The following is a 16,090-nucleotide window of genomic DNA, read 5'->3' as shown; positions in this document are numbered from 1 at the left end:
TGGATTTTATTTATATTTCTTCCAATCAAGCTCACTTTCATTTAAAAGCTCTTCAAAAGATTTACTTTTTTCTCTTTGTCTACGTTCTTCTCTTTTACGTTGTTCTTCCATTTCTCGCTTATGATCCTCTTCTATCTTTAATGCCGTCTTTTTTTCCTTTAACTGATCGACTAGCTCTTTATTTAGAAGATCACCCAAGGTGAGCGGTTTATCATCTGATTTTTGTTTTGGCTTTGCTTGATGTTTTTTCATGACAATCCCTCTTTTATTTTTTCTTTATTATAACATCCTCACGCTATTTCCAAAGGGTTCTCGATGAAAAAACAAACAGTTTCTCCCTTTCGAGAATTGTTTTTTATCCTTTATAAAAAAGTACAGCATTTCGCTGTACTTTCCTATAATTCATTATTTTTTTCTAAGATTGTTGCTATTTAGAACAATGTTTTTCTGATTCAGACTTAGTACGTTTTGGAAATCATACTAGCTAGGCTTTTCTTTCGAACTTAATAGACTGCAATTTATCAAAAAAAAAGCTTCAACCTGAATTCGCGAAAACAGTCTTATTTTTTACCTAAGCTAATTCTACAATCGTTGCGACCCCTTGTCCGCCGCCAATACATAGAGTAGCCAAGCCTTTTTTCGCTTCTCGGCGCTGCATTTCATGAATCAATGTTACTAGAATTCTTGCACCACTTGCTCCAATTGGATGTCCAAGTGCAATCGCACCACCGTTAACATTCAATACTTCCTGATTAAAATGCAATTCGCGGTCAACAGCCAAGGATTGAGCAGCAAAGGCTTCGTTTGCTTCAATTAGTTCTAAATCGTCAATTGAGAGATCTGCTTTATCTAGTGCCTTTCTCACCGCTGCTACCGGACCAATTCCCATGATGCTTGGATCCACGCCGGCACTGGCATTTGCTTTAATCGTCACAAGCGGCTTCAGGCCTAATTCATCTGCTTTTTGCTTGCTCATCACAAGTAATATTGCTGCGCCGTCATTCAGACCGGAAGCATTACCTGCCGTAACGGTCCCGTCTTTCTTGAAGGATGGTCTGAGCTTCGCGAGCTTTTCAATGGTAGAACCTTTTTTTGGATGCTCATCTGTATCAAAAATCACAGGATCACCTTTACGCTGAGGAACTGCTACTGGTATAATTTCATCCTTAAATTTGCCTGCTTCAATCGCCTGTTCAGCTTTTTGCTGGCTTGCTAGGGATAATTGATCCTGCTCTTCGCGGCTAATTCCGTATTTTTCACTTAAGTTTTCTGCCGTAACCCCCATATGATAATCATTAAATGCACACCATAAACCATCCTGAATCATACTGTCAACTAATTTTTGATCGCCCATTTTAAAGCCTTCACGTGCATTATTTAATAAATAAGGTGCGCGACTCATGTTCTCCATTCCACCAGCAACAACGACATTTGCATCCCCGGCAATAATTGCTTGCGTTGCTAAATGAACCGCTTTTAAGCCAGAACCACAAACCTTATTGATTGTAAAAGCAGAAACAGTTTCAGGCAAACCAGCCTTTAATGCAGCTTGTCGGGCCGGATTTTGGCCAAGCCCTGCTTGAAGGACATTTCCTAAAATAACTTCATCCACTTCTTGCGGACTAACTCCTACTTTTTCAAGCGCCCCTTTAATTGCTATTGCTCCAAGCTCTGGTGCCGGTATCCCCTTTAGGCTCCCATTAAAGGTACCAATAGCTGTACGGACAGCGCTTACAACGACTACCTCTGTTGCTGACATCTTTTCATTCATCCCCTTAATTTGTTCAATACTATTATTCATTTATCATTATACTGGACAAAAAAGCAGAATTCCTCTAATTTTTATAAAATTCTTATTTTTTCATTATAAATACCCATAAATTGAAAAAAATGAATAAATTCGCTACCCTCCATCCATCTTATTTATTGAGATGTAATAGAAGGGAGCAATCAAGATGAGCCAAAAGCGTGAAAAAGGTTATAGTCAAAAGGGAAAACCAAATGTCGATACGGGCAAAGAAGCGATGGCAGTTGAAGATTTAGAAAAAGCCATTCATCCAACTAAAAGACAAAATGCACCGCAATAAAAAGGAGAAACCTGGGTTTCCTAGGTTTCTCCTTTTTTAACTTTTATTCAGATGGTAAAATAAAGAAAAAGATGTTCGGAGGGATTTCTGTTGAAACAGCTGCTCCGTGTTTTCTTTTCCTTTCTTGCTGTACTTACCTCATTAGGAGTTTATTTTACGAACCGAATTATGTATATCCAAAAGAAGGAAGATGCCCTGATTATTCAACGCGAAAAAAAGGCAGGCAGGCTAAATCCCCTGCGATTTAAACATTTACCCAAACGTGAAGTGTTCATTGACTCTCCCTTTGGATATTTATTAAAGTCCATTGTTGTAGAGCCTCATCAGACCAAACGTTATGTGATTATTTCACACGGGGTAACGGAAAATAAAATGAACTCGGTCAAATATATGAATTTATTTCTCGAACGGGGATTCAATGTAGTTATTTATGATCACTGCAGACACGGAGAATCGGGTGGAAAAACCACAAGCTATGGCTATTTTGAAAAATATGACCTTAAAGCAATTGTTGATTGGTTAAAAGCGGATCAGGGTTCTGACCTTTTTTTGGGAATTCACGGAGAGTCCATGGGGGCTTCAACAATGCTCATGTATGCTGGAATGTTAGAGGATGGCGCTAATTTCTATATTGCCGATTGCCCATTTTCAGATTTCAGAGATCAGCTTTCGAAGATTTTAAAAACGGAAATGAAGCTTCCAGCGAAGCCTTTTTTGCCGCTTGCTGAGCTTTTCCTGCAAATTCGTGAAAAATATTCATTGCGAGACCTCTCCCCCATAACCGTGATTGAAAATATTCATAATCCCATCCTCTTTATTCATAGTGAAAAAGACGATTATATTTTACCAGCAATGACAAAAGCGTTATATGAAAAGAAAAAAGGGCCAAAAAAGCTGTACATCGCAAGAAACGGCGGCCATGCCCAGTCTTTAAATGAAAATAAAGCCGATTATGAAAAGGTGATAGATCAATTTTTGGAAGAGTATGTTTTTCCAGTCAATTATTTGAGATGAAATAGAAAGGAGTAGGTCTTTAAATCATCCCTGCTCCTTTCTAATGATGGTATTGTTTAAATTACAGAATCCAATCAACGTAGATTAGAGATTTGTGACACTATTTTTCCTTCTTCTGTAACTCCCCTGCTTTTTTCATATGTATCCAATCGGAAAAAATAACGGATTTTATTTTTTTCAATCATTTGGGCATCCTCATATTTTCGCTCTTTCCCTAATACCTGAACGGATTTAATCGCCGGATTTTTAATCACGCCGTAGACAACGGGGATTTCTTGCTTTATATTGCCCTTTTTATCAAATTTATAAAATGTATTGGGGTAAATCGAAAAATCTTGATGTTCATTATTATACCCCCAATGGTTATTCCCTAAATTTTCCCAACCCGTTTTATCACTTCCATTGATAAAAGCAACCGCGAGCGCCTCAATTGGCTGAAAATGATTCTTTTGTTTAGTCGTATATAAAACAATGACCCCCGATTGGACACGCTCTATATGGATCACTTCAATGATATTAAAAGGAATATCCTTCTTAATGGCCTCCTCGACAGTATCATATTTACAGCCTGTTAAAAGAAAAAAGAGACAAATAAGCCATACCCCGTATTTCCCCGTCCTCATCCCATTCCTCCCATGCATGAAAATTTTTCCATTACTATCAATACATGTTCTTCCATTCAAAAATATGAATGATTTTTCTTTTTGATCAGAGCAAGGAGAACCAAATAAAAAAGAACTTCTAATTCACGTTTTTTTTCAATAGATGTAGTATATAGTGAAAAAGAAATAGGGGGATTTCAGATGGCAAAAGTAACAATTAAGGTAAATGATAATGGTTCATTGCGAATTACAGGAGATGTTGAACTAGTGGATGCGGAAGGAAATCAATTTGAAACAAAGCCAAGCTTCTCTCTTTGCCGCTGCGGTTTGTCTTCCAAAAAACCTTTTTGTGACGGAAACCATAAAGGAAATTTTTCTTCCGTGGTACGAGCACCGAAAAAAGAAGAGGAATAAGATCGTTTTTTTACGATCTTATTCCTCCATTAATTGTACATCAACAATCGTTGATTGCCTTAAACAATGAGCTTCACCAAAATGATCTACGATATGAAGAGACTCATCTGTAAATCATCTCAATGATGAATCTTTCCAACAATCATATTATAGTGTTCCCGTTAGCCAAACAAATAGCGAAAATTCATAAAAAATAGGAAAAAAAATCATTTCTTTTCAATTTTTTTATCATAATTTAAATAGTATGAAAGGAGATGATTGATTGAGTAGAAAAGCTAGGAATAATGTTTTTGATTATATTTTAATTGGGGCTGGAACAGCAGGAGGAATTATCGCAAAAAAACTAACAGACAATCGTCACACTAGTGTCCTAGTGCTTGAAGCAGGAACAAACATGACGGAGGAATTAAGCAGTCCCAATATTTTAGTTTCCTTTATGAATGCTAGTGATAATAGACATTCATTTAATATCACTACTATACTTGAGCAAACGATTGGTCGTCAGCTCATAACACAAAGTGGACGAGCCATCGGCGGAAGTTCTGAACATAATCATATGTTGGCCGTACGTGGCAGTCGTGATCTTTATGATGCATGGGCAAAATTAATTGGCAATAGCATATGGAATTACAATAGTATTCGCTCATTATTTATTGAAAATGAAACCTATACAGGATTGACACAAAGCCCGCAAGAACGCGGACGTAACGGCCCTATTTTTATTAGACAACAAAACATTCCTAATCAAGGATTAATTCAAACCTTAGCTCAAGCAACTTCAGAAGTCTTTAAAATCCCAATTGAGGAGGATTACAATACAGGAATAAGAGATGTCGCAACCCCAAAAGGCCAATTTACCCAAAAGGTAGAAAACGGAAAATTGGTTCGCTCCTCGACAGCAACCGGATATTTAAACGGCCAAATTGTCACTCAAGGAAATGAATTCCAATCTGATGAATTTGGGGTTAGCAAGAGAAAATTAATCATTTTAGCTAAAACAACCCTAAACAAAATAATATTTGATCGGATAAAAGGGTCCCTTGTCGCTGTGGGTGTTGAATATATTAAAAACGGAGTTTCACGTGTAATGTACGCACGGAAAGGTATTATAGTCTCTGCAGGCCAATTTTCCTCCGTCATACTTCAACGCTCAGGGATTGGCAAGTCTGAAGATTTAGCCAAAGCAGGCATATCAACTATAGTAGAAAGCCCCAATGTCGGATACAACTTTCAAACACACAATTTTGTCGGTATGGGGATTAGAGTGGAAACAGGAAGACTTCTTCAAGTATTGGCTGCTGATCCTAATCAGCCAGGGGCATTTGGAGCGTTTAAAAAAGTTGATAATCCAACAGGTGGACGGCGCCTTCAAATATTAGGTTTTCCATTGCCAATCTTTGTGCCAAGTCAGGAAATTACGATAAATGGTTGGGATTTTAACCCAGCAAATCCCAGTAATATTATGAGTATTGGTATTGTAGATGTAAATCCAAGAAGCCGAGGCACCGTCATGGTTTCCCATAGCGATCCAGAGGCATATCCAACCATTGACTTAAACCCGTTGGCAGATCCAAATGACCTAAATTTCATGGTGGATCAATATATTGAGACGTATAACATGATCGTGAGGGCTCGTCAGCTTGATCCTGGAGGAATCTATCAAGTAGTTTTTCCTGATGAAAGTGTATTCCAAATACAAAATGAGAATGAAAAGCGAGATAAATTAGCTGCTTTTGTTAGAGCATCTTATTCCATTTTCACCCATTTTGGAGGACAATGTAAAATGGGAACCAACATCTGTGAGGGAGTTGTAGATTCTTTTCTAAATGTCTTTGGAACCAAAAACCTGAAGGTAGCTGACCTTTCTATTGCCCCGATTTTACCAGACGGCAATACTTCAATACCAGCCCAAATGATAGGATTGAATGCTGTGCGTTTTATTCAAAATGATCCACATCCTTTAGTAGTTGACTTCGATAAATTTAAGGATTTTGCAGAAGATTGTGAGGACAGTTCTGGAGATTGGGAAGAAAGCTCGGAATCTAGCTGAAGAAAGATTTGAGGATTAAGATAAGGCAAAAAATTTTTAAAACCAACCATTTCCTGCCAAACTTTATCTGCCACCTAACCTCCTGTTCAAAGGACCAGTAAATTTCTTAATCCTCCTCTGGATTTTAATTTCATCTTCCTCTTTCTTTCAGAAGAGGACGGAAAAAGGTTCCTCCCCATTATTATCCACTCGGTATCCAAGTGTCTGAATTATGAAAAAAGCCAGCCGCTACTTCGTGTGACGACTGACTTTTTGGAATTTAATAAACTCCTACTAGGGTCAAGCTTGTAACCAATTTGGGAAGAAGATGGTAACATTTTTCCAAAATATCTAAAGTAAACATCATCTTCATTTCCTTAATAAATACCTTTTATAAAGGTTTTTGAAACTTACAAAAAAGAATCCATTTTGGTCAATCTTTAAAATGGATTCTTTTAATTGCTATAATATAAATCTTAATAATTATTAATTTCAATAATATCCTCTAACTTTAAAATTTGTTTTTCAGCCAAGTTATCACCAATACGTAACTCACCTTTTAAATAATCAATGCAATGGATATTTCCGACAAGTTGTTTCATTTCTCCTTTTTGATAGTAAGTAAATTGTAATGCCATTTTCTTTTCCATTGCCCCACAGACAACTTCATTAAATTCTTCATATTTTTGTTCATCCAAAACTGGTTTTTCAATTTTATCTAAACTTTCATTGTACTCTCTTAGTAATTTTACATGTTCTGGTAACATCATCGAAACCCACTTGATCCTGCCCCTGTCACGGATCACACCATAACACCAACTTTCCTCTTATATTTTGTGGAACATCTTATAAATTTACTTATCATTATTAAATTGAGTATTAACTTATTGACATTTAATATAAATTTCATCCGCCCTCGATCCCGGATCATCTCAATCCCTCCTATCTTTTATGTCCTCCAATTAGCTTAGCCCGATGCCTTGCCGTCCCCGCTTCTGTGTAAGACACGGCCCGAAGTAAGGCATCCGATCCAAAACGTCTGCGGAGAGAGTCTACCACATAGCCAAGATCCCGCTTTTTCCAGCCATCCAAATCAAAAAGGCTAAGCTGAAGCTCCGTATCATCCACGATATTGCTTAATGCAATGGAAATTTGCCGCACCGTTTTCCCTTCATAATGCTGATGAAAAAGTTCTAAACAAACACGATAGAGGTCCATAGTAATATTCGTTGGCTGTGAAACGGATTTCGAACGGTAAAAGCCGCCACTAAATTCATCCTGACTATAACCCAGCCCGAAGCTAATGGTCCTTCCTGCCTTACATGCCGTACGGGCTCTTCGGGCTACTTCCTCACACATTTCTAAAATCACCACTTTGATCTCATCCTCCTGTTTGTAATCACGGAGGAGAATTTGACTTTTGCCAAAGCTGATTTGCCCCTCCATAATAGGAGCTCCCATTTCGGAAAGATCCACTCCCCACGCATGATAATAAAGCTGATTTCCCATGACTCCAAACTTCTTTTCAAGCTGTTTTAAATCAAAGCGAGCGAGCTGTCCGACGGTAAAAATCCCCATCCCATTTAATGTTTTTTCCACTCTGCGTCCAATCCCCCACATCTCATGCAAAGGGGAAACCTTCCACAATTTTGTTTGCACATCCTCATAGGTCCATTCGGAAATCCCCTGATGCTTTGCTTCTAAATCAAGACATAGTTTTGCCATCAGCATATTGGGACCAATGCCAACCGCACACGGAAGTTGCATCTCACATTCAATATCGTTTTTTATTTTTTGAGCAATGGTATGGGCATCACCCCAAAGCTTCATTGCTCCATTGACTTTAATAAAGCTTTCATCCACACTGTACGTGTGAATCGCTTCCATTGGCACATAGCGATGAAATAGTCGTGAAATCTCTGTAGAAATCCTTAAATATGTCGCCATCTTAGGAGGCACAATTTTAATACGAGGATCATTTGGTATTTCAAATCGGCGATTCCCTGTTTTAATTCCAAATTCCTTTTTTAATTGTGGCGAGGCCGCGAGCACAATGCTTCCTTCCCTCTCTTCATCGCCGACAACCGCTAAATAGCACGTTAAGGGATCATCCCCCTCAATAACAGCTGAACAGCTGGCATAGAAACTCTTTATGTCCACGCATAGAATCTTATTATGTGGCATCTTGCTGTAATCAATCATATCTATACCCTCTTATCACCAGATTAAAGAACAAATGTTCGTATTATTCTATTCATTAGCATATAAGAATATACGTTCATTTTCAATAGGAATTTTTTTACTTCCCTTCTATCATCTACTCCCAAACCTGTTATAATGACTCGTGAGGTGGCACAAATGGAGAAAAAGTTAATCTTAAAAATGATTGAAAATAGCTTGAAGAAATATTATCGCGAGAATGAAGTATTTCCCTTATCAGCGCAAGATTATGAGGAGCTATATAAAAAAGTCCTGATCACTAGGACGGCATATGCAGAAACAGAGCTTTATGAAGTAATACATGATGTTGTCTATGAATATATAACCAATTAAAAAACGTGGGACTGAATATAAAGGGTAGCTTTTCGTTTAATTACTTGGATTGTCCATAAAACAATCATTATCAAGTAAGGAGCAAAGATGTTATAGATTTGAGGTTGGTACATAATCTGTGGAATTGGTGGATATGACAGCAGAAGGGAATTTATGAGTAATGATTTGACTTATGAGCGACTTTTTCCCTTGAGGAAGTCCTCTTTTTTGTCATTCATTCGTCCTATGATGAATGACTTTACCCGGCTGTTTCCTCGTCTTTCTCCATCATCTCCTCAAAAAAAATCAACAAAATGAAAAGACCCACCAATCACCCCCATCCGAGACTGACCAGTGAAGCCTTCCTTATTAACACAATTCCTTACTTACGATCAAAAAACCGTTTGCCAATTCGTTCGAATGCTCGAGGGAAAAGAGCGTAAATGACGCTTCCAGCATTCATCCAGCGGGGTAAATTGATTTCCCTTGTTGGCGTCAGCATGGCAGCCACGATTTTTTCCGCAACATATTTCGGGTCGAGCATAATTTTTTGGACATTCTTGACGTAAGTGCCTTGCTCATCGGCAATTTGAAAAAAATTCGTTGCAATCGGACCAGGATTAACCGTGGTGACATACACATGAAAATCCGCTAGCTCCATGCGCAGACTATTTGAAAACCCAAGTACAGCATGCTTCGTTGCCGAATAAACGCTGGATTTCGGGGTCGCTAATTTTCCTGCTTGCGAAGCAATATTAATAATATGTCCGCTCTTTCTTTTTCGCATATGAGGCAAGACCATCAAAGTGCAGGCCATCAAGCCTATCACATTGACATCAAACATGGCTTGGATCTCGTCAAGCTGTACTGCATGGGCTTCACGAAAAATCCCAAACCCGGCATTATTCACTAAAACATCGACATGTCCAAGTCTTGCAAATATGTCTTTAAAAACCTGTTCTACGCGAACTTTATTGGCAACATCCAGTTGGTATACTTTAACCTGTATTGAATATCGATTCTCTAATTCTCTTTTTAAAGTATCTAATTTATCCTTGCTCCGTGCTAATAGGACCAAATTGGCCCCTTTTTCTGCACATTGCTGAGCAATTTCCGCTCCAATTCCGCCTGATGCTCCCGTTATAATGACATTCTTACCCTTAAGGCGATTCACCGCATATCAGTCCTCTCATGATTTAACCATATACGACAATGCACCATTTTCCATATTGATATCCAGTTCACCAATCGATGCCAAATAGTCAAGCTGTGCCACTGTTTCTGAAATAGTCAGCATCAATTCCCGTTGATAAACCTTCGGGAACAAACGAATACATACTTCAAACACAGTAAGCGCCTCACTTTTCAACCATTTTTTCACAGTCATAGCCCGTTGATGCTGGCGCTGAAGACGTTTCTCAACTAAATCTGGTACATCCGTAATCTCTTCACCATGTCCAGTATAAACAAGCTTAATAGGATATTGCAAAATTTTCTGCAACGATGCATTATATTGCAGCTGAGATTTCGGACGTTCGGATGTTCCAGGTAGAGGAGGTTCAATAATCGGATTCGGTGAAATATGTGCGAGCAAATGATCACCGGCGATATAAGTCCCGTCTTTCTCACGGAAAAGTCCAATATGACTTTGTGCGTGTCCCGGAGTCTCGATTACCCGCCATTCTGATAATCCTATAGGAATATCTCCTTCTACTAAGGTGCCTGTGAGTATTCGTTTAGGTAGATGCTTAAATTGTTTTTTCAAGGAATCAATAATGGGGGAAAATTCCCGAGATATTCCAAATTCAGTAAATAACTGATAAAAAAAATGTTGATGTTCAGAAAGAAAAGGTTCGGAGCGCAAAAGCCACCTTTGATTAATGGGATGACCATACACCTCCATCTCTGGTGAAAGATATTCTAAAAAACCAATATGATCCGGATGATGATGAGTCAGCACCACCTGTTCAAAATCACGAGGAGATAATCCAAGCTCTTTTAGCTCACTCGTGAATACATTCCAAGCCGCTTCCGTTTTCACCCCTGCATCGACTAAAGTCAATCTTTCCCCCTTTACAACATACACATTTACATCCCCCACTGGAAAAGGTGTAGGTAATGTAATCTTAGCAATCCCATTTTTCCAACTTGCCATATCATAACCCCTTCTATCTTCTAGTAATCATCGTAAATAATCCTATATATGCGTATAATAACTATAGAAATAAGTTTAACGTTATTTTTGTGAATTGTCATTATTTTCACATAATTTAGAAATAAAATTTAAAAAATTTCATTAATTCCCTTGACAAATAGGCTTATCCTCTATCATAATCACAAGTAATTATTCTTATGATAAAAGCATTGACAAAGGCTAGTAAATGGAAAATGACGAAAGAGAGTGAAGCTCATATGGCTGAAAAGCTTCACCGTCCTCTTAACCACTGAACCTACCTTTAGAGCTTCTAGGCAAACCTAGACGCGTTGCCAGCGTTAATGGACTTCGAGTTGCATCTTTTCTGGTGAGAGAAAAGGTGAATGAAGGTGGTACCACGGAAGTAAGACCTTTCGTCCTTTACAGGATGAAAGGTCTTTTTATTTTGTCAAATATGTCTTTTGAAATATAGAGAATCAATAGGAGGATTTAAATAATGGAAAAAATGACAGTGATTGGAGCAGGATCGATTGCAGAAGCAATCATCTCTGGAATGGTAAAGCAAAATTTCATTGCTGGTAAAAAGATTTGGATGACGAATCGAAGCAATCAGGCTAGATTAGAAGCGTTGGAAAAACAATATGGCATCAGCTATTCCTATAAAATGAATGAACTCATTTCTGGGACAGAAATGGTTGTACTCGCCATGAAGCCAAAAGATGCCGCAGAAGCTATCCAACAATTAAGTCCTTATCTAAAAAAGAATACGTTAATTGTATCGGTACTTGCAGGGATATCCATCGATACGATCCAAATGCTAACAAGAAAAACACTCCCTATTGTTAGAGCCATGCCAAATACCTCAGCAACGGTTGGAAAGTCTGCAACCGCCCTCGCCATCAATGAGATGGTTACGGTCAAGCAGCTCAATTCAGTCAAACGTATGTTTGAAACAGTAGGACTTGCAACTTTAGTTAAGGAAGACCAATTAGATGCAGTCACCGGCCTTTCCGGCAGCGGACCCGCTTATATTTATTATCTCGTAGAAGCATTAGAAAAAAGCGCTATAGAGATTGGGTTGGATGCGGAAATGGCCAAAGATTTAATCGTTCAAACCCTAATAGGAGCTGCCGAAATGCTATCTACCTCAACGAAACAGCCAGAACAGCTCAGAAAAGAGGTTACCAGTCCTGGCGGAACAACAGAGGCTGGATTAAAGGTACTCGAAGCACATGGCGTTCAAAAGGCCTTTATTGAATGTATTAAAGAGGCAACCGCGCAATCCAAACGATTAGGGGCTGCAATTACAATGCAAATCAATCAAATGGAAAAGACCTCTTAATTAGAGACAAAGTCATAACGTTTCCTTTTTCATATTGTTCACTGATATACTAAAGCTATAATAAGATTACACAAATTCAGGAGGCGTTTGGATTGGAAGCAAAACTTTTTACACCCTACACCATAAAAGATGTCACAATGAAGAATCGGATTGTCATGGCCCCGATGTGCATGTACTCAAGCCATAATGAAGATGGAATGGTTCAAAACTGGCATCGCATCCATTACGCAAGCAGAGCAGCTGGTCAAGTAGGCTTAATTATTCAGGAAGCAACGGCCGTCACCGCCCAAGGCAGAATCTCTCCAAGAGATTTAGGAATTTGGGATGACGAGCATATTGATGGCTTAAAGGAGTTAACGACTTTAATTAAAGAACATGGGACAAAAGCGGGCATCCAGCTAGCACATGCGGGCAGAAAAGCGGTGTTAGAAGGCGAAATTATTGCCCCATCCGCCATCCCCTTTGATGAGAAGTCAAAAACTCCAAAGGAAATGACCTATGAAGATATTCAAGTGACCATTGAAGCCTTTAAAAAAGGGGCTGAAAGAGCAAAAAAAGCGGGTTTTGATGTGATTGAGCTTCATGGAGCTCATGGTTATCTCATTAATGAATTTCTTTCACCATTATCCAATAAACGGACAGATGAATACGGCGGCTCCATGGAAAACCGCTATCGTTTCCTACGCGAAACGATTGAAGCGGTGAAAACGGTTTGGGATGGTCCGCTATTCGTTAGAGTATCTGCCAATGACTATCATCAAGAAGGCTTGGCAGTAGACGATTACGTCATCATGAGCAAGTGGATGAAGGAACAAGGTGTTGATTTTATCGATGTTAGCTCAGGCGCTGTCGTCCCAGCACGAATCAATATTTTCCCTGGGTATCAGGTTCCTTTAGCTGAAAAAATTAAACACGGGGCCAACATTCCAACTGGTGCGGTCGGTCTTATTACAACCGGTATACAGGCAGAAGAAATTTTGCAAAATGACCGAGCAGATTTGATTTTTCTTGCACGAGTTCTTTTAAGAGACCCGTATTGGGCAAGAACAGCGGCAAAAGAGCTTGGAGTAGCGATTGAAACACCAACACAATATGAACGTGGCTGGATTTAAACAAAAAGCGTGCAAGCTTCGTATACGAAGCTTGCACGCTTTTCTTATATATCCGTTTGTGGCAATGAAATCAAAATTTCTTTAAAATCCTCAGCAATGACGGCTTGAGGAAATACCTCCTGTGCCTCCTCAACAAGCATCTGCCATGAATGGCGATCATACCTGGAGCTAATATGGGTAATACACAACTGCTTAACACCCGATTGTAAGGCAACTTCTGCAGCCTGGACAGTCGTTGAATGGAAATAATCATAGGCAAGTTCCTCTTCTTCTTTTGAAAAAGTTGCCTCATGGATTAAAAGATCCGCATTCCTTGCAAGAGTAAAGGCAGCATCACAAATTCTTGTATCTCCCAGAATCGTCACAACACGCCCCTTTTGTTTTGGACCAATAAATTGGGTGGCATCGAGAACCTCCCCATTTTCGAGCGTGATATTTTCACCATTTTTTATTTTTTTATAAATAGGACCTGGTTTAATCCCCAGCTCCTTTAATTGATCAGCAAGAAGTGCACCCGGTAAATCCTTTTCCACAATCCGATATCCATAGGAGCGAACTCCGTGATCAAGTTCTCTTGCTTCTACAGAGAAGTGATCATCCTCAAAAATAATCCCTTCTTCAATCTCCGCAACCTTTAGAGGGTATTTTAAATACGTTTGACTTACAGAAAGACTAACCTCGATATAGTCCTTCAGTCCCTTTGGTCCATAAACCGTTACTTCCGTTTCTCCCCCTTGAAAGGAACGACTCGCAAGTAAGCCTGGCAATCCATAAAGGTGATCACCATGTAAATGGGTGATAAATATTTTCTCAATTCTTCTCGGCTTAATCGATGTTTTTAAAATTTGATGCTGTGTCGCTTCTCCGCAATCAAACAACCAGACTGACCCTCGTTCATCAAGAAGCTTTAAGGCAATCGCCGTTACATTTCTTAGTTTGGCAGGTACTCCGGCTCCCGTCCCTAAGAAAAAAACCTCCATACAAAAACTCCTTTCCAACAAACAACGCTCACTAAAAAACTTGGCATTGATTCCGAACCATGCTATTCTGACCTTTACTATAACATATTCATGAAAATTCACATAATAAAATGAAGGATAAAAATCGAATGGATAGTTCATTGAAATTTGAAAAAAATAAAAAGAGTGTTTATTGATTGCATAATTGTTGCTTATTTTCGCGATAATCGATAAAATTTTATACTTGTAAAGACTATTATTTTGAAAAAACATTTCAAGATTGTACATATCAATTTCTAATTGAAGAGAGGTTAAAAAATAATGAATACAAATGAAAAACCATCTGCATTAATCATAATCTTTGGAGCAACTGGTGATTTAGCTAATCGAAAATTATTCCCTTCTCTTTACCGCTTATTTGAAAAAGGGAATTTATCAGAAAAATTTGCAGTAATTGGTGTTGCTAGAAGACCTCTGTCCAATGAGCAGTTCCAACAAAATATTAAAAATTCCGTTCAATCATCTGCACAAGAGCAAGCTCTTGTTGATGAATTTGCGACACATTTTTATTACCATTCACATGATGTGACGGATTCAGCTTCTTATGCTAGCCTAAAGAAAATGGCAGAGGATCTAGATTCCCATTATCAGTTAGATGGTAATCGAATCTTTTATTTAGCGATGGCGCCTGAATTTTTTGGAACCATTGCGATTCATTTAAAAGAAGATGGACTAACGATGGTAGATGGCTTTAAACGGCTTGTAATTGAAAAACCATTTGGTCATGATTTAGAATCAGCCAAAGCCTTAAATAAACAAATTCGCAAAGCATTTTCCGAAAATGAAATTTATCGCATTGATCATTATCTAGGGAAAGAAATGGTCCAAAATATTGAAGTAATCCGCTTTGCAAATGCCCTCTTTGAACCTTTATGGAATAACCGCTACATTTCTAATATTCAAGTTACATCAAGTGAAACACTTGGAGTAGAGGAACGCGGTCGCTATTATGAAAAGAGCGGTGCTTTAAGAGATATGGTGCAAAATCATATGTTTCAAATGGTGGCATTACTTGCGATGGAACCGCCTATTAAATTAACAACAGATGAAATTCGTTCGGAAAAGGGAAGAGTGCTAAAAGCCTTACGACCAATTGAAGGAAATAAAGTGAATGAATATTTTATCAGAGGACAGTATGGAGCAGGAGATTTAAACGGGAAAACATTACTTGGCTATCGTGAAGAACAAATGGTCGATCCTAGGTCAAATACGGAAACTTATGTCGCCGGAAAGCTTATGATTGATAACTTCCGCTGGGCGGGTGTACCATTTTATATTCGCACAGGGAAAAGACTAAGCACCAAATCAACAAAAATTGTCATCCAGTTTAAAGATATTCCGATGAACCTCTATTATCAAACAGAGCAAGCGTTACAACCAAATTTACTTGTCATTCATATTCAACCGGAGGAAGGGATCACGCTTCACCTTAACGCCAAAAAGGCAGGGCAAAGCTTAAATGCCACACCGATTAAGCTAAACTTTGCAAACAAAGGAATTAATGGGCTGAATACACCTGAAGCCTATGAAAAATTACTCGATGATTGCATGCATGGAGATGCAACCAATTTTACCCATTGGGATGAGGTTGCTCTTTCTTGGAGTTTTGTCGATAAAATATCTGCAGTATGGGAAAATACAAAGGAAGAAAACTTCCCGAACTATCCAGCAGGTTCAAAAGGACCGAAAGCCGCTGATGAGCTACTTGAAAAAGACGGATTCTTCTGGTGGCCTATGGCTGATTTAGAAGTTGAGACATGTTAATTTTCTTCAAACAAAACAAA

Annotated in this window: 16 protein-coding genes; 8 read left to right on the top strand and 8 right to left on the bottom strand. The window is 38.6% G+C overall.

The window, feature by feature from the left end:
• Positions 1 to 6 precede the first annotated feature (6 nt).
• Both ACE38V_RS03760 and ACE38V_RS03755 read right to left on the bottom strand, forming a co-directional pair.
• Complete coding sequence (locus tag ACE38V_RS03760; RefSeq protein ID WP_375839829.1) at positions 7 to 252, bottom strand: YqkE family protein; 246 nt, start codon at positions 250 to 252, stop codon at positions 7 to 9.
• A 319-nt stretch (positions 253 to 571) separates the two neighbouring features.
• Entirely contained in the window at positions 572 to 1,759 is a 1,188-nt protein-coding gene (locus tag ACE38V_RS03755; RefSeq protein ID WP_375840129.1) for an acetyl-CoA C-acetyltransferase, read from the bottom strand.
• 196 nt (positions 1,760 to 1,955) lie between these two features.
• Here ACE38V_RS03755 and ACE38V_RS03750 point away from each other — a divergent pair, with 196 nt between their 5' ends.
• Both ACE38V_RS03750 and ACE38V_RS03745 read left to right on the top strand, forming a co-directional pair.
• Positions 1,956 to 2,087 carry a hypothetical protein gene (locus tag ACE38V_RS03750; protein ID WP_375839828.1) on the top strand — a complete coding sequence of 44 codons (132 nt, stop codon included), beginning with the start codon at positions 1,956 to 1,958 and terminating at the stop codon, positions 2,085 to 2,087.
• 90 nt (positions 2,088 to 2,177) lie between these two features.
• Complete coding sequence (locus ACE38V_RS03745) at positions 2,178 to 3,101, top strand: alpha/beta hydrolase (protein ID WP_375839826.1); 924 nt, start codon at positions 2,178 to 2,180, stop codon at positions 3,099 to 3,101.
• A 74-nt stretch (positions 3,102 to 3,175) separates the two neighbouring features.
• On the opposite strand, the gene ACE38V_RS03740 is transcribed toward ACE38V_RS03745, so the two are convergent.
• Positions 3,176 to 3,724, bottom strand: coding sequence for a hypothetical protein (locus ACE38V_RS03740; protein WP_375839825.1), 549 nt, complete (start codon positions 3,722 to 3,724; stop codon positions 3,176 to 3,178).
• A gap of 180 nt (positions 3,725 to 3,904) precedes the next feature.
• Between ACE38V_RS03740 and ACE38V_RS03735 the strand changes: the two genes are divergently transcribed.
• Together ACE38V_RS03735 and ACE38V_RS03730 are read left to right on the top strand one after the other, a co-directional pair.
• Complete coding sequence (locus ACE38V_RS03735) at positions 3,905 to 4,117, top strand: CDGSH iron-sulfur domain-containing protein (protein WP_375839824.1); 213 nt, start codon at positions 3,905 to 3,907, stop codon at positions 4,115 to 4,117.
• Between the two features lie 262 nt (positions 4,118 to 4,379).
• Positions 4,380 to 6,167 carry a GMC family oxidoreductase gene (locus ACE38V_RS03730; protein ID WP_375839822.1) on the top strand — a complete coding sequence of 596 codons (1,788 nt, stop codon included), beginning with the start codon at positions 4,380 to 4,382 and terminating at the stop codon, positions 6,165 to 6,167.
• A gap of 455 nt (positions 6,168 to 6,622) precedes the next feature.
• On the opposite strand, the gene ACE38V_RS03725 is transcribed toward ACE38V_RS03730, so the two are convergent.
• Complete coding sequence (locus tag ACE38V_RS03725; protein ID WP_375839821.1) at positions 6,623 to 6,916, bottom strand: YolD-like family protein; 294 nt, start codon at positions 6,914 to 6,916, stop codon at positions 6,623 to 6,625.
• A 172-nt stretch (positions 6,917 to 7,088) separates the two neighbouring features.
• Positions 7,089 to 8,348, bottom strand: coding sequence for a Y-family DNA polymerase (locus ACE38V_RS03720; protein ID WP_375839820.1), 1,260 nt, complete (start codon positions 8,346 to 8,348; stop codon positions 7,089 to 7,091).
• A 156-nt stretch (positions 8,349 to 8,504) separates the two neighbouring features.
• Here ACE38V_RS03720 and ACE38V_RS03715 point away from each other — a divergent pair, with 156 nt between their 5' ends.
• The gene (locus ACE38V_RS03715; RefSeq protein WP_375839818.1) at positions 8,505 to 8,699 is read left to right on the top strand and encodes a YqzH family protein; all 195 of its coding nucleotides are present in this window, start codon (positions 8,505 to 8,507) and stop codon (positions 8,697 to 8,699) included.
• Between the two features lie 361 nt (positions 8,700 to 9,060).
• Here ACE38V_RS03715 and ACE38V_RS03710 read toward each other — a convergent pair whose 3' ends face one another.
• Positions 9,061 to 9,852 (bottom strand): SDR family NAD(P)-dependent oxidoreductase, encoded by a 792-nt coding sequence (locus ACE38V_RS03710; protein WP_375839817.1) that lies wholly within the window; start codon positions 9,850 to 9,852, stop codon positions 9,061 to 9,063.
• Positions 9,853 to 9,867: 15 nt separating this feature from the next.
• Positions 9,868 to 10,833: an MBL fold metallo-hydrolase gene (locus tag ACE38V_RS03705; protein WP_375839816.1), complete on the bottom strand. Its 966-nt coding sequence runs from the start codon at positions 10,831 to 10,833 to the stop codon at positions 9,868 to 9,870.
• 496 nt (positions 10,834 to 11,329) lie between these two features.
• Between ACE38V_RS03705 and proC the strand changes: the two genes are divergently transcribed.
• A complete protein-coding gene (proC, locus tag ACE38V_RS03700; protein ID WP_375839814.1) occupies positions 11,330 to 12,175 on the top strand; it encodes a pyrroline-5-carboxylate reductase in 846 nt (281 codons plus the stop codon).
• 92 nt (positions 12,176 to 12,267) lie between these two features.
• Positions 12,268 to 13,287: an NADPH dehydrogenase NamA gene (namA, locus tag ACE38V_RS03695; protein WP_375839813.1), complete on the top strand. Its 1,020-nt coding sequence runs from the start codon at positions 12,268 to 12,270 to the stop codon at positions 13,285 to 13,287.
• Positions 13,288 to 13,331: 44 nt separating this feature from the next.
• Here the strand turns inward: namA and rnz are convergent, their stop codons facing one another.
• Positions 13,332 to 14,267, bottom strand: coding sequence for a ribonuclease Z (rnz, locus tag ACE38V_RS03690; RefSeq protein WP_375839811.1), 936 nt, complete (start codon positions 14,265 to 14,267; stop codon positions 13,332 to 13,334).
• A gap of 300 nt (positions 14,268 to 14,567) precedes the next feature.
• Here rnz and zwf point away from each other — a divergent pair, with 300 nt between their 5' ends.
• Positions 14,568 to 16,070, top strand: a complete 1,503-nt coding sequence (gene zwf, locus ACE38V_RS03685; RefSeq protein WP_375839810.1) for a glucose-6-phosphate dehydrogenase — start codon at positions 14,568 to 14,570, stop codon at positions 16,068 to 16,070.
• The last annotated feature ends 20 nt before the right edge of the window (positions 16,071 to 16,090 follow it).

The organism is Cytobacillus sp. Hz8, assembly GCF_042263505.1.
Lineage (GTDB): Bacteria > Bacillota > Bacilli > Bacillales > Cytobacillaceae > Bacillus_BE.
Note: the sequence above shows the minus strand (reverse complement) of the source record. Positions and strands in the feature narration are given on the sequence as shown.

Excerpts from the sequence above, each read along its gene's own strand:
- ACE38V_RS03760 (WP_375839829.1), bottom strand. The coding sequence starts at position 252 with ATGAAAAAACATCAAGCAAAGCCAAAACAAAAATCAGATGATAAACCG.
- ACE38V_RS03755 (WP_375840129.1), bottom strand. The coding sequence starts at position 1,759 with ATGTCAGCAACAGAGGTAGTCGTTGTAAGCGCTGTCCGTACAGCTATT.
- ACE38V_RS03750 (WP_375839828.1), top strand. The coding sequence starts at position 1,956 with ATGAGCCAAAAGCGTGAAAAAGGTTATAGTCAAAAGGGAAAACCAAAT.
- ACE38V_RS03740 (WP_375839825.1), bottom strand. The coding sequence starts at position 3,724 with ATGAGGACGGGGAAATACGGGGTATGGCTTATTTGTCTCTTTTTTCTT.
- ACE38V_RS03735 (WP_375839824.1), top strand. The coding sequence starts at position 3,905 with ATGGCAAAAGTAACAATTAAGGTAAATGATAATGGTTCATTGCGAATT.
- ACE38V_RS03725 (WP_375839821.1), bottom strand. The coding sequence starts at position 6,916 with ATGATGTTACCAGAACATGTAAAATTACTAAGAGAGTACAATGAAAGT.
- ACE38V_RS03720 (WP_375839820.1), bottom strand. The coding sequence starts at position 8,348 with ATGATTGATTACAGCAAGATGCCACATAATAAGATTCTATGCGTGGAC.
- ACE38V_RS03715 (WP_375839818.1), top strand. The coding sequence starts at position 8,505 with ATGGAGAAAAAGTTAATCTTAAAAATGATTGAAAATAGCTTGAAGAAA.
- ACE38V_RS03705 (WP_375839816.1), bottom strand. The coding sequence starts at position 10,833 with ATGGCAAGTTGGAAAAATGGGATTGCTAAGATTACATTACCTACACCT.
- proC (WP_375839814.1), top strand. The coding sequence starts at position 11,330 with ATGGAAAAAATGACAGTGATTGGAGCAGGATCGATTGCAGAAGCAATC.
- rnz (WP_375839811.1), bottom strand. The coding sequence starts at position 14,267 with ATGGAGGTTTTTTTCTTAGGGACGGGAGCCGGAGTACCTGCCAAACTA.
- zwf (WP_375839810.1), top strand. The coding sequence starts at position 14,568 with ATGAATACAAATGAAAAACCATCTGCATTAATCATAATCTTTGGAGCA.